The sequence below is a fragment of the Candidatus Binatia bacterium genome, from assembly GCA_029248525.1.
GTDB lineage: Bacteria > Desulfobacterota > Binatia > UBA12015 > UBA12015 > UBA12015.
Map to the genome: position 1 here is coordinate 38,934 of JAQWJE010000013.1, position 15,454 is coordinate 54,387.

Here is a 15,454-nt window from a genome sequence, read left to right on the forward strand (position 1 = left end):
ACTTCTTCTCTACCACGTGGGTTGGTTGATTCGATCGCGCGCTCTCGCCGGCCCGAGGTGCTTTTTCTGGCGAGGATAGATATTCAAGCCGAGGTGCAGAGTGAAATCGAAATCCGTGGGGCCCGAACGCATAACCTCTCGGGAATCGATTGCGCGATTCCGTCCCGAAAATTGACTGTGGTAACGGGGGTCTCGGGTTCCGGAAAATCGAGCCTCGTTTTTGATACGCTCTATGCGGAAGGTCAAAGGCGTTTTGTGCAATCGATGTCGACCTACTCGCGAATGTTTCTCGAACGTATGGAACGTCCCGACGTCGATTTTATTTCAAATATTCCACCCGCCCTTGCGTTGGCTCAGAAGAATACGATCCGGAACGCTCGCTCGACGGTCGGGACGATTACCGAGATCAACGACCATCTGCGTCTTCTCTTTGCCAATGCCGGTGAGACATCATGCCCCGACTGCGGCGGGCGTGTTCTGCGGGATGATCCTGAAACAGGCCTCGCGGAGTTACGCGGACTGCCGAAGGGACAGGTGGTGTTGGTGGTGGCACCTGTCCCGGTGGGCGAAATTCCCACGGAAGATCTGCTCGTCGGTTTGCTCAAGAATGGTTATCGCCGCCTCCTGATCGATGGAAATCTGGTGCGACTCGAGGAGGATTCTCAGCTGGGAGATTTGCCGATCGCAGCAGAGCGCCCGGCCGCTTATCTGGCTGGGAGCGATCGGCCGGTACGTGGGCGCCGCAAGAAGAAGAAAGTTGCCGTCCGAAAGCCGAGAGCGGTCGACAAGGGTGGAAGATTTCTTCCCGTCGTGGTGGATCGCCTGACGGTAGGCAAGACCAGAGGCGCCCGTATGCGCGAGGCACTCGAAGCAGGGTTCGCGTTGGCGGAGGGGCGGGTGTCGCTCTTTTTGGAAGAGGAGGAAACGACGATCGAACTTGATCGTCGCTTCACTTGTCGGCCCTGCGGACGCGCGATGCCGGAGCCGACGCCGAATCTTTTCTCCTTCAACAGTCCCCTCGGGGCCTGTCCGGATTGTGAAGGTTTCGGGCGCATCGGTGGGATCGATATGTCAAAGGTGATTCCCGATACCCGCCGTACACTCGAGGACGACGCGCTTGCGATTTGGGCGACGCCTGCCAACCGCCGATTGCATCGATGGATGCTGCGTACCGCACGTGAGCATGGAGTGCGCACGGACGTGCCGTGGGCGAAACTCAAGGCGTCCGAGCAGGCCTTCGTGATGGACGGCGAGGAGGCCGGAAGCAAGGTCGGCCGTGAGCGGTTTTTCGGACTGCAGGGATTTTTTCGATGGCTGGAGCGCAAGCGTTATAAAACCCATGTACGCGTGCTGCTGGCGCGCTATCGCGGCTATACGCCTTGCACAGCCTGCGCTGGCTCTCGATTGCGCCCGGAGGCGCTCGCGGTGCGAATCGATGGTCAGTCGATGGCGGACCTTGCCGTCCAGTCGATCGGGGACCTTCTCGCGTGGGTGGAATCTCTCGAGCTTGATTCGGCCGCGTCGGCGCGTGGGTCCCGGCTATTGGACGATATCCGTAATCGGCTCCGATACCTGGTGGAAGTCGGACTGGAATATTTAAGCCTTTCGCGGCAGGCGCGCACCTTGTCGGGCGGCGAGGCCCAGAGGATCCATCTCGCGAGTGCCCTGGGGGCTTCGCTGACCGAGACACTTTATTGTCTCGACGAGCCGACCATCGGTCTTCATTCTCGGGATTCCGAGCGCTTGTTGCGAGTTCTTGGACGTCTGACCGACGCCGGCAATACGGTCGTACTCGTCGAGCATGACCCGGTTCTGATCGAGGGTGCGGAGTTCCTGATCGATTTGGGCCCGGGTGGTGGGAGCGAGGGTGGCCAGATTGTGTTTGCGGGTCCTCCCGCGAAGTTGTCCGAGGCTTCCTCGGAGACAGGTCGCATGCTTCGGGACCGTCGTGCCGATCGCGAGGCAAGACCCAAGCCGGGATCCCGATCCTTCATGACCATCAAGGGTGCTCGGGAGAATAATTTACGTGACCTGACAGTGAAGATACCGAGGGAAAGACTGACCTGCATCACGGGTGTGTCCGGATCCGGGAAATCGACGCTTATGGAACAAACTCTGTTCCACGGATACTTGCGGCAACAGGGACAGGCGGCAGAACCCGGCGAGTGCGATGCCTTACAGGGTTTGGAAGGATTTTCCGAGGTTGTCTTGATGACGCAAGCCCCGGTCGGGCGTTCCTCGCGATCGAATCCGGCAACCTATCTCAAGGCCTGGGACGAAGTTCGGAAGGTATTCGCCGCGACACCGGCGGCGAAGGACGCCGGTATCAAGCCGGGTGCATTTTCCTTCAACGCGGCCGGTGGGCGCTGTGAAGAATGCGGCGGCATGGGCACAGTGACGCTGGAGATGCATTTCATGGCGGACTTGACCGTGGATTGCGAAGCTTGTGGAGGGCGACGATTCCAAAGGCACGTTCTGGACCTCCGCTATCGCGGAGTAGCGATAGACGAAGTATTGCGCATGACGATCGACGCGGCTGCGGAGTTTTTTGCGACGACCCCGCGAGTCGGGCGTCGTTTGGCACCGCTGCGAGCTGTCGGCCTCGGCTATCTGACGCTGGGTCAGCCGACATCCACGTTGTCCGGCGGCGAAGCTCAGAGAATGAAATTGGCCAGTTTCCTCGATTCCGGTGGTGACGGGGGCAAGCGACTTTTTCTCTTCGATGAGCCGACAACCGGTCTCCACCTTAGGGATGTGGCTCGGCTCGTAGGTGTTCTGCACGAACTCGTCGCCGAGGGGAATACGGTCGTGGTTGTAGAGCATAATACCGACTTCATCGCGGCCGCCGATTGGGTGCTCGATTTAGGGCCAGGCGGTGGAATCTCCGGTGGCTCGCTTGTTGCGGAGGGCTCCCCCTTGTCGCTGGTCCGGGCGGGCACGGGTGAGACGGCAAAGGCTCTGGCCCCCCTGTTCACGGATGCGCTGACTAACGATCGCCCATGATACTGCGGCTCGCAGGCCGCGGTGCCAGCTGAACTTCGAGGAGCTTTTCCTGGGGGCCTCTGTAGCGTCGCTCGTAACGGGGCTCTGCAGGTGATGTCGGCGTTTCGTTGATGACGAAGGGAACCGGCATGAAGGTCGCAAAAAAGATGACGACTGTCGCCCAGGCGAGCGCGCGTCGTTTTCGATCCAGAGGTGTGTCCCGGTCAACTGTATCCGGGTGATCTACGCGAAGAACGAAAAAGAGCAGAAGGGCCCAGAGCAGCCAGCCGTTCCACCCTCCCGGAAGAAAGTAGAGGCTGATCAGGACGACCAGAAACCCGCGTGAGACCAGTCGGTGCCTGTCTCCGAGGAGCGCGTAGGCGACATGACCGCCATCGAGTTGCCCGACAGGCAGGAGGTTCAGGAAGGTGACAAAGAAGCCGAACCATCCAGCGACTGCGACCGGGTGGAGCATGACATCGACCTCATCGAGGTCGACGCCGAGAACCAGAGTGCCCATCAGGTCGAAGAGGAAAGATGTGCCGAGAGCAAAGGGAGCCTCCGCCCCGATCTGTCGAGGCAGAATCTCGGACCATGAAAGTCCTATGGCGACCGCCGGCAGTGCGATTACCATCCCGGCCCATGGGCCGGCCGCACCGACGTCGAAAAGTGCGGCGCGGTTGCGAGGCATCCCGTTCATCTTGATGAAGGCTCCAAATGTCCCAATCAGAAACGGTGGTCCGGGAATGAAATACGGCAAGGTGGTTTGAATGCCGTGCCAGCGAGCCAGCGAGTAGTGACCCATCTCATGACAAAAGAGAATGAGCAGAAGGGTGAAGGAGAAGGGGACGCCCAACGCCAGACTCTGGGGATCAGTGAACGGGTTGGCCCCTTGTTGAAATGCGCCAGCAGCGGTCGTGGTCAGCGCCGTCGCGATGAATAGCAGCCCGTGCAGCCACAGGGACTTTCGGGGGGCTTTTGCCGCGGCGGGAAGCGGTGGGGGCCGCAGCACTGACGGGAAAGGGGGAACGGTTTCGTGGTTCGGGGGATTCATGTGTCTTCACGATCAGTATAGACCCGGATGTTCGGGCAGGGAAACTCTTTAACCGGAGGGGGGTTCAGGAGCGAACCAGACGAGCCTCCGTCAGGAGACGCTCTCCCGATGCGATTTTCCCTCCAACCCTTCGAGGATGGCTCCCACAAGAAGGGGAAAGAGCAATTCGTGGTGCCCGGTAATGCGCAGCCCGGTGCCTCCCGAAGCGGTGGGGCGATTCACAACGTTGACTCCGGGCCGATAGTGGCGGATGAAATCCAGATCTACGGTGGTCAGCGGTTTTACCCGATGACCGAGATTTCTTGCCAGATTCAGGGCTTTGACAAACACCTCGGGCAAGATCACGGCAGAGCCGAGGTTGATATAGACGCCACGGGTCAATCCGGCGACGATTTCCGCCAACCGATGGAAGTCACGCATGGAAGACTCACCGATGGCCGCACCGTCAGCACTCGGGTGCATATGAATGATATCGGTGCCGATCGCTACGTGAACGGTGACCGGGATGCCAAGCCGCGCACCCGCGGCGAGAATGCTGCGGTCGCGGTGCGGGTAGCGTCCTCTGGCGATATGATTCCCCACGGCTTCGCCGATGCCGAGGCCGTTTCGAGCACCGAGCCGAATGGTTTTATTGAGAATCGCCCCCGTTTCGCGTGCCATCCCGAATTTGCCCCGGTCGAGGCCCGGGCCTACGTCCTCGGAAGTTTTCCCGCTCGCAGCCATCTCGAAATCATGGATGATGCCCGCTCCATTCAGCGAAATCGAGGTCAGAATGCCGCGCTCCATCAAATCGATGATGATGGGTGAGAGGCCGACCTTGATGGGATGAGCGCCCATTCCGAGCGCGACGCTGCGTCCTTTTTTTCGAGCGAGCACGATCGCAGCCGCGGCCCGGCGAAGGTCTTCTCCCGCGAGGATATTGGGTAAGCGGTCCAGAAACGCAGCCAGGCTGAGGCCGGGCTCCAGCGGGAGAGGCAGGCTTTCAATCTGTACTTTGCTCGGACGTTTTTGCAGTGGATAGGTGCGCGCCTTGCGAAGGTCGAGCCGAGGCCTCTCGGGAATCGGGTAGGATTTTTTCTCTTTGGACGCCTTCATGGCCGCAACCTCGATGCTCTAATCTGACTCGGGGAAAAGAATTCGGTCGACAAGCTCGCAGATCATATGCCCGACCAGAATATGGGTTTCCTGTATGCGCGCGGTTTCGCGAGAGGCCGAGACGTTGAGCAGAAAATCAACATGATTTTTCATCGAGCCTCCGTCCCCCCCGGTCAAGCCCACAACGAAACAACCAGCATCGCCGCAGGCCTCAATCGCGCGCAAAACGTTTGGCGAGTTGCCGCTCGTTGAAATTGCGATCGCGATGTCGCCGGTTTGGCCGAGAGCTTCGACCTGTTTGGAAAAGATCTCCTCGAAGCTGTAGTCGTTGCCGATCGCCGTGATCGCGGAAGTGTCGACCGTCAGGGCGAGTGCGGGGAGCGGACGCCGTTCCATGCGGAACCGGTTGACGAATTCTGCTGCAAGGTGCTGGGCGTCCGCGGCACTGCCTCCATTGCCGAAAAACAGCAATTTATGGCCATTGGTCAGAGCATCGGCGCAGAGCCTGGCGACGCTCTCGATCGTCTCGCCATGCTCGTTGAGAAAAGTCTCTTTGACCCGGATGGATTCGGTGAACGCGGCGCGAATAAGATCCTGCATTACCGTGAACATAGAATTCCCGGGTCCGGGAAGCTACCCTGCGAGGAATTTTCACGAATCTTCACCGATCAACGCTTCGCTTCAGGGTAGCCTCGCGCTAGGAATGTAGGCATGTCACCCGAGGAAATGGTCTCTCGACTCGAACCTTTTTTTGCCGAGGCCGCCGGCGTATCCAGCGCGCGGATCGAAGGATTTCGCACTCTGACTGGTGGGGCGGTGAGGTCCGCTTTCGCGCTGGACCTGCACCTCTCCGGATCTCCCACTGTTCAGGAATTGGTTCTGCTGGCTTTTCGCCCGGGAGGTGCGAGCACGTTCGGCGCGCCCGAGGAGTTCGGTTTGCTGGGGGCTGTTCATGACCTGGGAGCGCCCGTGCCGAGACCGGCTTACGTCGGCGAAGAGACGTTGGGCCGCCCGTTTTACGTGATGGAGAGAATGGCAGGAGAAAGTATCGGTCGCCGGATTGTGACGGCCGACTCTCTGGCATCCGCACGCGAGGCGCTACCCCGACAACTCGCAGCCGCTCTGGCTTCGATTCACCGTGTCGATACCGCGGATCCGCGGCTGGCGTTTCTGGGGCAACCCGAGGCAGGCCAATCGGCGGCCGAGCATACGCGCCTGCAACTGGATGCGATCTACGAGATGATTCGGGTCGAAGCCCATCCGGTGTTCGACGAGGCGTTCCGCTGGTTGGCGGAGAATCCTCCTCAGGAGGGGGCGCTCGCTCTGGTTCATGGAGACTTCAGAATTGGAAATGTGCTGGTGAGCCCGGATGGGCTCGAGGCCGTTCTTGATTGGGAACTGGCCCACATCGGAGATCCGATCGAAGACCTTGGTTGGCTTTGCGGCCGATCCTGGCGATTCGGTCTCGATGAGAAAACCTGCGGCGGAGTCGGTAGCCGGGAGGATTTGCTGGCGGCCTATCAGGAGTCCAGTGGTCGCGCGGTTTCGACCGGTGACCTTTTATATTGGGAAGTTTTTGGCAACCTGCGTTGGGGGGTTTTCACCCTGGTCCAGACACGTCCCTTTCTGGATGGAAGTTCTCGGAATATCGAGCTCGGTATGATCGGTCGCCGAGTCGCCGAGACCGAGTGGGAATTGTTGAACTTGATGGAAGGAAAGGCACTTTGATGACGGATCGACCGAGTTCCCGGGAGCTTTTGTCTGCGGTAGAGCGTTTCCTGGACGAGGATCTGGTGCCTGACCTCAAGGGGCGGCGACAGTTTCTCGCGCGCGTCGCCGCGAATGCCCTGCGATTGGTGGCTCGTGAGATGGCGACGGAGTCGCCCTCGAGTACGAAGCGCGACCCGGAGTTGCTGAGGCAGCAGATTCGCCAGGGAGAGTATGCTGGCTCTGAAGAGCGGCAGCACTTGCTGAGGATCCTGCGAGAAGACGTGCGGGCCAAACTATTGGTTTCGAATCCTCGCCTCCTTGAAGCAGACGAAGCGCGCGGACGTGCGTCGCCAGAGGGGGCGGCAGATCGCGCATAAACTCTCCCGGGAAGTTTTTTTACTTTTCGATTTGGAGTAAGGCTCCAACGTGCGTACCTCGAGCCTAGCTGCTGTCGCCGGCTTTTTGATATTGGCGGCCTTCTGCTTGCAGCCCGTCTGGTCGAGTCCGACAACTCTACTCCTCGAGAACGTGAACCTTGAGGAAGGTTGGGGCCTTCTGGGCCGGACCGACCAATCGATGGTTCTTTCAGTGGTGATGCGCAATGCAGACCTTCTACTGTCGGATCCGGCGGCGCTTCGAGGCTGGGGGCCATGTTTCCCCTTCCCCCAGAGCTTCACCCTGGGCGAACATGCGTTTGGCGAGGGGGTTCTGGCGATGTTGCCCTGGGCTGTCACTGGCGATCCCATTCTCTCCTACAACTTCGTGCTCCTGATCACCTTTTTTCTGCCCGGTTTTACGATGTTTGTCTGGGCCCGCTATTTTACAGGCAGCGCAGCAGCCGGCTTCATCGCCGGGATGCTGTTTCAGTTGATACCTTCTCGTATTTTCGATGGCGGCCATCCCTTCCTGCATGCCGACTATTGGTTTCCCCTGGCGATGCTGGCGTTGCACCGACTCTTTGTGACCGGACGTGCGGGCTACGCGTTTCTGCTTGCGGCCCTTCTGGTTCTGCAGTCCTTTGCCAGCATCTATCTGCTGATTGGTATTTTTGTAATCTTGACGGTGTATGGAAGTTTTCTTTTGTGGCGACACCCACAGTACCGAGCGCGAGGTCTCGCAGCTTCGCTGTCGGTTGTCGTTGTGGTGACAGGGTTCGCCGTCTGGCTGCTGAATCCATACCTGACGACCCGCGAGCAATGGGACCTTCTTGCCGGTAGAGATGCGATCTTCGCACCTTTGCAGTCCTTCCTTCCGGGTGATTTCGGCTTTCCGGGTTGGGTGTTTGCAGGACTGGTTCTGATCGGTCTTCTGGATCGGGGGCGGGGACCGATTCTCCGCGCGGGAGAGGACCCCCGACTCATCATGGTGGTCGCGATTGTCATTCTGGTCCTGGCAACGTTCTCCGGGCTCCCGACCATGGGAGGGGGAACACCATTTCCCCCGCTGCTGGTGTGGTTGAGTGATATCGTTCCCGGGCTGGATGCGGTCCGCGCGCCAAGTATTGCGGGACTGATGATCTGGGGCCCGCTGGCGCTCGTCGCAGGCTATGGCGCGCGGGCATTGCTCGCCAAGCGGGGCCGCCTGGTGGAGATCGCGGGCTTTTCCGTGTTGGTGCTGGGCATCGCGGCTTTTCGTTTTGTTCCCGCGCTGGCAAGTGCGTCTTTCGGACCCGATGTGTCGGAGGTCGAGGCTTGGCGGGCGCGGCCTGCTGAATCGAATATTGCCTTGGCGCAGTCTTTTTTTCGCGGTGCGATCGCGGAGCTTCCCGTCGGCAAGGCATCCAATCCGCTGACAAATTTTCACGAGGCCGACAGACTTCTATTAAACAGCTACGCGCCTCATCCAACGACAAGTTGTTATAATTCCTTCCCTTCGCCCTATGCGGATCAGATGTCGCAATTATTGAAACGCCTTCCCCGCTCGAGTGCTGTGGCCGCCTTGCATGCTTTGGGGGTGGAAACACTTACGGTTTACCCCGAACTCTTTGGCCCTCGCAGTTGGGACCACTTCCAGGCGGTTTGGGCCAGCGATAGCGTGGCACCCGAGGACCGGAAAGATCTTCGACTTCTCGGGACAAGCGATACTTTGCAAATTTACCGACTGTCCGCGGGCGGGCAGGAGATTACCGCCGATGCAGGTGTTCTGACCCCGGGGGACTCGGAGGTGCAGCAGGTTCGGGACGACTCGGGAGTCTCTGTCCGGTTCCGGGTGCAAAATAATTCCGATCAGGTCTACCGGGAGGACATTCCGCTTGGCTACCGCGAGGGATTTCTGACTTGGCAGGGAGGAGTCCCCGAGCGCCGCGAGCGCAGCAAGGTTCGTTTTCTGATGCCGGTCGTTTTGGGCCCGGGGGAGGCGATATCACTTGCGGTGCGATCCGAATCACCCCGTGGCGGCCCGGGGACCTATGGCGTTTCGTTGGTTCTCGGTGGTACCCCGGATCGTATTCTGGGGGAGTCGATCGTCGAAATTCCCTGAGAGCAAGATGTCCTGCGTCCGCGGGATCGCTGTGGCTGTGCTTGAGATCTGGCGAGCCGTAGTTCATGATTGTGCAAAGATGGATCTTGTTTTATCCGAAATCGAGGTTAGGTTCCGGAACATATTACACCTCACAACAAGGAGATAGAGTCATGTCGGGAGTAAGCGAAGTCACAGATGCATCGTTCGATGCCGAAGTTATGGAGTCGGAGATTCCGGTGCTGATCGACTTTTGGGCTCCCTGGTGCGGTCCCTGCCGCGCGATCGCCCCTCTGGTGGATGAACTGGCCGGTGAGTACGAAGGCAAGCTCAAGGTCGTGAAGATGAATGTTGACGACAACCCGCAGACACCCGGCCGGTTCGGTGTGCGCGGGATTCCCAATCTCATCTTGTTCAAGGGAGGAACAGTTCACGAACAGATCGTTGGCGCCGTGGCGAAACAGAAGCTGACCGATGCTGTCGATGGAGCTCTGAGCTGATCTGATTTTTTCTGTACAGCAGGATTTTGAGCAAGGGCTCGTATGGCGATTGGCTATACGAGCTCTTTTTTTAGAAGCGCGGTAATCGCTCTCGATCGAGTCGTCGCATGCTCACATTGATCACGAGGCCCATGCTGGCCATCAGTGTGAGAAGCGAGGATCCGCCATAGCTCAAATAGGGCAGGGTCATGCCAACCACGGGCAGCAGTCCGGTGGTCATTCCGAGATTGATCAAAACTTGCCAGAAGATGTTGGCAAGGATTCCGAAAGCCAGCAGCGCACCAAATCGTTCCTTGGCATGGCCGACCACGAAAAGGCCACGGAGCAGGAGAGCGGCGTACAGGCTCAAGAGAACGAGCGCTCCTGAAAAGCCCCATTCTTCGGAGAAGACCGAGAAGATGAAATCGGTATGTTGTGCGGGGAGGAAATTGAGCTGATTCTGACTTCCTTCGAGAAACCCTTTGCCCCATAAACCACCGGAGCCGATCGCAATTTTTGACTGGATGACATTATAGCCCGCTCCCAGAGGGTCGAGTTCCGGGTTCAGGAACGTGACGATACGTCGTTGCTGATACTCCCTGAGCATCGAATAGAGGAATGGAATCAGGGGGAGCAAAGCCAGTCCGCTACCCGCAACGATCGCCAGAGTGCGCGGACTGGGGCCCGCGAGCAGGGCCATGGTGAGAAAAAGGAAGAGAAAAAGGGAGGCTGTCCCGAGGTCCGGTTGCATCAGGGTCAACGCACCCGGGACCAGCGTATAGAGCAGAGGGATGCCGAAATCGCGTAATTTGAGGCCACCGGGGCGCGAGTTGTGGTGGAAATAACGCGCGAGAAGAACCACCAGCCCCAATTTCATGGTCTCGGAAGGCTGCAGATTCGCTGGCCCAAGCGATAGCCAGCGACGAGAGCCTCCGGACATCGAGCCCAGCAGAGGCACCGCTGCGAGAAGCAGCAAGCAAATGGCGTAAATCAAGGGGGCCCAGCGCTCGAGGCGGCGGTAGTCAAAACTGACCATCGCCAAAGCCGCGATCAAACCGACGCCACCCCACATGGCTTGCCGGAGGGCGAACCGCGGAATGCCCTCTTGCCCCGGCGAAAAGCTGGCGCTGTAGATGGTGAGCGTTCCGAGGCTGACGATCAGCAGCATCGACAGCAAAAGATAAATATCAAAGCGTGCGATCAGCCTGCGATCGAGCATCAGGCGCATGGCATCAACCCTCGGCGCCCGGTCGTTCGGAATCGACAGGAGGCAGAGCTTCGGCATGCGTGCCGGCACCTGCAGGGATCTCTCGCGCGAGAACTTCGGGTACCGCAATATCCCAAGGTGCCGGAAACGCGCGAGCGCCCGAGTCGGCGATCTGATAGTCCCGGCCTCGCGTCAGCGAAAAATAGAAATCGGCAAGATCGTGGGCCAGTGGCGCCGCGCGTGAACCGCCGCCACCTCCGGCATGCTCGATCAGGACCACAATCGCAATCTCGGGATTTTCGACGGGAGCAAACGCGATGAACCAGGCATGATCGCGTAGGTGTCGCGCCAGAGAGTCGGTCTTGATCTGCTCTTTGCCCATTTTGAAGACCTGAGCGGTCCCGGTCTTGCCAGCCACCTCGATCGTATCGAGTCGGGCGGCTTTGCCTGTTCCCTTTCGCGCGTGGACAACCGAACGCAGCGCCTCGCGAATTTGCTGCAACGTTTTGGGCTGCAGGCCAAGGCGACCGCGGGTCTCGGGTTCCATCTCGAAGAGGGTCTCGCCATCTTCCGATTCAATTCGCTCGATGAGCTGAGGTTTCATGCGCAGACCACCGTTGGCGATGGTGGCTGCCAGATTGGCGATCTGGAGTGGGGTCGCGAGCAGGAAACCCTGGCCGATCGCGACCGAAAGAGTTTCCCCCGCGTACCAGGATTCGCCGTAACGCTCTTTTTTCCAGTTTCGAGTCGGAACGAGGCCGCGTTTTTCGCTGGCCAGGTCGATACCGGTTTGTTCACCGAGGCCGAATCGCGCGGCGTAAGCGGCGATCCGATCTACCCCGAGCTTGTGGCCCACTTGATAAAAATAGACATCGCAGGACTCGGCAAGTGCATCGTGCAAATCCATCTCGCCGTGGCCCCCACGTTTCCAGCAGCGATAGGTCCGATTGCCCAATTTATGTGAGCCACCGCAGAAAACCTTGCTTTCGGGGGTGATGATTTCTTCCTCGAGTGCGGCTGCCGCTGTCACGACCTTGAAGGTCGACCCCGGAGGATACTGACCCTGAACGGCCCGATTGTTGAGAGGCCTGAGTTCGTTCTCGAGGAGGGCGCGCCAATCGGTATTGCCGATCCCGCGAGCGAATTGATTCGGGTCGTACCCGGGTGCGCTCGCCATCGCGAGAATTTCGCCGGTCTTCGGGCGGATCGCGATGATCGAGCCCTCCTGACCGTCGAGGAGCTGCTCGGCGAAGGCCTGCAGCCGTTTGTCGATCGTGAGATAGAGGCTTTCTCCGCGCTGACCTCCTGCTTCTGACAGGACACGAAGGCGCCGGCCCCGGGCATCGACTTCGATTTGTTGCGCACCTGACGCACCACGCAGATTCGATTCCCACATTTGCTCCGCCCCTGTTTTACCGATGCGATCTCCGGGGCGATATTGCTGACGATTGCTTAGGTCTTTTTCGGACACTTCACCGACGTAGCCGAGAATATGCGATGCGAGGTCACCTTCGGGATAGGTGCGCATGGGTCCCACGGCGAGACGAACGCCAGGCAGCCGATGCTCGTTGGTCTCCAGAGCAACGATCGAGGCCCAATCAATATCTCGCTCGATGACGATGCCTTCGAAGGGTGGGCGTTTGCGGGCGGCGGCGCGGATTTCTTCGGGCTTGCGCAGCTCGCGGCCGACCAAATCTTCGACCTGCGCCATCGTATGATCGAGGTTTTTGGTATCCTCGGGCACGAGGACGATATCGAAGGAAGGACGGTTATCCGCGAGAGGTTGCCCGTGGGTATCCAGAATTCGTCCTCTTGTCGCTGCAATTCTCTCCCACCGAATCCGATTGACGTCGGATCGGTCCTGCCAGTTCTGACCGTCACCGACTTGCAGGGAAAAAAGCCGGACCGCGAGTCCGACGAGAAATCCCAGAACGACCAGCGAGGCAACTCGCGACCGCCTGCGAAGCTCTTCCGGCGGTTCGGGATCATTCAGCTGCATGGATTTTCTTTCGCGCAATCGCCGGGATGTAGAAATCGAGAGCCGAGAACGCCAGAGGTGCGATCAGCAAGGCGAGTGCGGCCTCGATCACCAATGTCCGCAGAACGCCGCCCACAGCAGACCCCATATTCCCCGTCATCGTGAAGTAGGCGGCAAGCGTGGTGACCTCCAGAATGCAACCGAGAATCATGATTGCGAATCTGGTGAAGGGGTTCTGCATCCATAGGCGTCCCGACACAAAATATACCATGGCGAAGACCAGCGTCATGGTAAAGCAGTGCAGGCCCGGAACCGAGCCGGAAACGGTATCGAGCAGGTAGCCCAGCAGGAAGGCGCCGAGGGCCCCCCAAGGTGTGGGCAGACGCAGTCCGATGTAGACAGACAGGATCAGGATCAGGTTCGGCGGCGCGGGCAGAATTCCGAGTCTTCCGAGCAGGGTCGTTTGGGTGACCACGGCAAGAATGCCACAAAAAGCGAGAATCAGTGCGGCGCGCATCCGTCAATCCGCCTCGATGACGGGAACTTCGTCGCGTTTGGGTGCGTCGAGCACCAGAACTTCTGCCAGTTTCCCGAAATCGACTGAAGGCAGAATCTCCGCTGTCTGGAAGAGGCCGCCCGGCGCCGAGCGTACCTCGATGATCCGGCCAAGGGCGATCCCGCGCGGGAAAATCTGATCGAATCCGGAGGTCACGACGGTATCCCCAACCCGCAACTCTTCGTCCGGCTTGATATATTTGAGTCGAAGGCGTCCCTCCGAGCCCCCCTCGAGGATACCACGCGCACGTGAGCGCTGAACCACGGCGTCGACTCCGCTGGCCGGATCCTCCAGAAGCAGCACGCGTGAGGCGTTCGGGCTGGCGGCAACGATTCGCCCCACGACGCCTTCGTGGGCCAGAACCGCCATCCCTGCGGTGATTCCCTGCGAGGTGCCACGGTCGAGTGTCGCGGTATGGAAAAGTGGGCTGGCACCGATACCGGTGACTCGGGCCGCGATCGGCATACCACCGAGGGCTTCCCGCAGATCGAGCAAGGCCGTGAGGCGCTGATTTTCGCGTCGGATCTGTTTGTCGGCATCGGCCGCACGCTCCAATGTGCGTACCCGATTTCGGAGCCACTCCCGCTCTTCGCGGACGCCGACCAGATCCACATAGGAACTCCAGGCCTCTCCGAGTCGTCGTGTCACGGCGCCGGAAAGGCTCGCAACTGGCGTGACCGCTTCGAGAAAAATCACGCCCAGCGGGTCCACGCGGCGCTGGCCTCGCGTATTGACCATCAACAGGGTCAACGAGATCAGAAGCAGGCCTGCGGTTGTGACCAGCACTGCGTGCTGCCGGAGCCAGCTCACAACTGGCTACTCGATGGTGACGTCTTTGAGAAGACTCAGCTCGTCGAGTACTTTTCCCGCGCCGACGGCAACGGCGGTCAGCGGATCCTCGGAGGTCATGATGGGCAGGCCGGTTTCCTCTCGGAGGAGAATGTCGAGATTTCGCAGGAGTGCGCCACCTCCGGCCAGCACGATACCCTTGTCGACGATATCCGAGGCCAACTCGGGGGGGCAGCGTTCCAGGCCAATTCGAACGGCCTCGACAATTTGGTTGATGGTCTCGAGCAGGGAATCACGGATTTCTTCATCCGAAATCTCGACTGTTTTGGGTACGCCTGCGACGAGGTCGCGACCCTTGATTTCCATCGTCTGAATTTCATTGGAAGGGTAGGCCGAGCCAATGGTGATCTTGATCAACTCGGCGGTACGCTCACCAACCAGAAGATTGTACTTCCGTTTGATGTACTGAATGATCGCCTCGTCCATCTTGTCGCCGCCCACACGGACCGATCGAGAAAAGACGACCCCGGAAAGGGAGATGACGGCGACCTCTGTGGTGCCGCCCCCGATGTCCACGATCATATTGCCGGTCGGCTCGGTGATCGGCAGGCCCGCTCCGATGGCGGCCGCCATGGGCTCCTCGACGAGATAGACCTCTCGGGCGCCAGCAGACTCGGCGGCTTCCCGGACGGCGCGCTTTTCGACCTCGGTGCAGCCGAAGGGCACGCAGATGATGATCCGGGGCCGAATCAGAGATTTTCGTTTGTGGATCTTCTGAATGAAGTACCGCAACATCGCTTCGGTGATCTCGAAATCGGCGATCACGCCATCTTTCAGGGGGCGAATGGCGACAATATTCCCGGGCGTTCGCCCCAGCATGCGCTTGGCTTCAGCTCCGACCGCCAGAACCCGGCGTCCGCTCCGGCTCTCTTTTTGCATCGCCACCACCGAGGGTTCGTTGCAGACGATGCCTTCTCCCTTGAGATAAATGAGGGTATTCGCCGTGCCCAGATCGATCGCAAGGTCGACCGAGAACCATCCCAGCAGCGAATCGAAGATCATTTAGGCCCTGTACCCCTCATCCATGGAGGTCGCGAAGCGCGACTTGGTTTTGGGTATCAGATGGCCCCCGGGCCAACAAGGGAAT

The 15,454-nt window shown here is 59.5% G+C and carries 13 protein-coding genes; 5 read left to right on the forward strand and 8 right to left on the reverse strand.

Annotated features, from left to right (window positions below):
• Window positions 1–93 precede the first annotated feature (93 nt).
• On the forward strand, window positions 94–3,003 hold the full coding sequence (uvrA, locus tag P8K07_02830) for an excinuclease ABC subunit UvrA (GenBank protein ID MDG1957453.1): 2,910 nt from the start codon (window positions 94–96) through the stop codon (window positions 3,001–3,003).
• Here the strand turns inward: uvrA and P8K07_02835 are convergent.
• From P8K07_02835 to P8K07_02845, 3 genes are all read right to left on the reverse strand, one after another.
• A complete protein-coding gene (locus P8K07_02835; GenBank protein MDG1957454.1) occupies window positions 2,987–4,036 on the reverse strand; it encodes a site-2 protease family protein in 1,050 nt (349 codons plus the stop codon). The genes uvrA and P8K07_02835 overlap by 17 nt on opposite strands.
• A gap of 90 nt (window positions 4,037–4,126) precedes the next feature.
• Window positions 4,127–5,131: a hypothetical protein gene (locus P8K07_02840; GenBank protein MDG1957455.1), complete on the reverse strand. Its 1,005-nt coding sequence runs from the start codon at window positions 5,129–5,131 to the stop codon at window positions 4,127–4,129.
• 18 nt (window positions 5,132–5,149) lie between these two features.
• Complete coding sequence (locus tag P8K07_02845) at window positions 5,150–5,731, reverse strand: D-sedoheptulose 7-phosphate isomerase (protein ID MDG1957456.1); 582 nt, start codon at window positions 5,729–5,731, stop codon at window positions 5,150–5,152.
• 111 nt (window positions 5,732–5,842) lie between these two features.
• Here P8K07_02845 and P8K07_02850 point away from each other — a divergent pair, with 111 nt between their 5' ends.
• The 4 genes from P8K07_02850 (at window position 5,843) to trxA (ending at window position 9,798) form a co-directional block, all read left to right on the forward strand.
• Window positions 5,843–6,859: a phosphotransferase family protein gene (locus tag P8K07_02850; protein MDG1957457.1), complete on the forward strand. Its 1,017-nt coding sequence runs from the start codon at window positions 5,843–5,845 to the stop codon at window positions 6,857–6,859.
• On the forward strand, window positions 6,859–7,218 hold the full coding sequence (locus P8K07_02855; GenBank protein ID MDG1957458.1) for a DUF6285 domain-containing protein: 360 nt from the start codon (window positions 6,859–6,861) through the stop codon (window positions 7,216–7,218). Before P8K07_02850 ends, P8K07_02855 begins: the two co-directional genes overlap by 1 nt.
• A 49-nt stretch (window positions 7,219–7,267) precedes the next feature.
• A complete protein-coding gene (locus P8K07_02860) occupies window positions 7,268–9,319 on the forward strand; it encodes a hypothetical protein (GenBank protein MDG1957459.1) in 2,052 nt (683 codons plus the stop codon).
• A 152-nt stretch (window positions 9,320–9,471) separates the two neighbouring features.
• Entirely contained in the window at window positions 9,472–9,798 is a 327-nt protein-coding gene (trxA, locus tag P8K07_02865) for a thioredoxin (GenBank protein ID MDG1957460.1), read from the forward strand.
• Window positions 9,799–9,868: 70 nt separating this feature from the next.
• Here the strand turns inward: trxA and rodA are convergent, their stop codons facing one another.
• Genes rodA through P8K07_02890 form a run of 5 tightly spaced genes read right to left on the reverse strand, consistent with a single transcriptional unit; the run spans window position 9,869 to window position 15,369 of the window.
• On the reverse strand, window positions 9,869–11,062 hold the full coding sequence (rodA, locus tag P8K07_02870) for a rod shape-determining protein RodA (GenBank protein MDG1957461.1): 1,194 nt from the start codon (window positions 11,060–11,062) through the stop codon (window positions 9,869–9,871).
• Window positions 11,010–12,983, reverse strand: a complete 1,974-nt coding sequence (mrdA, locus tag P8K07_02875) for a penicillin-binding protein 2 (protein MDG1957462.1) — start codon at window positions 12,981–12,983, stop codon at window positions 11,010–11,012. The genes rodA and mrdA overlap by 53 nt, the downstream gene beginning before the upstream one ends.
• Window positions 12,970–13,479, reverse strand: coding sequence for a rod shape-determining protein MreD (gene mreD, locus P8K07_02880; GenBank protein ID MDG1957463.1), 510 nt, complete (start codon window positions 13,477–13,479; stop codon window positions 12,970–12,972). Before mreD ends, mrdA begins: the two co-directional genes overlap by 14 nt.
• A 3-nt stretch (window positions 13,480–13,482) precedes the next feature.
• Window positions 13,483–14,328 carry a rod shape-determining protein MreC gene (gene mreC / locus P8K07_02885; protein MDG1957464.1) on the reverse strand — a complete coding sequence of 282 codons (846 nt, stop codon included), beginning with the start codon at window positions 14,326–14,328 and terminating at the stop codon, window positions 13,483–13,485.
• A 6-nt stretch (window positions 14,329–14,334) separates the two neighbouring features.
• The gene (locus tag P8K07_02890; GenBank protein ID MDG1957465.1) at window positions 14,335–15,369 is read right to left on the reverse strand and encodes a rod shape-determining protein; all 1,035 of its coding nucleotides are present in this window, start codon (window positions 15,367–15,369) and stop codon (window positions 14,335–14,337) included.
• Window positions 15,370–15,454: the final 85 nt, after the last annotated feature.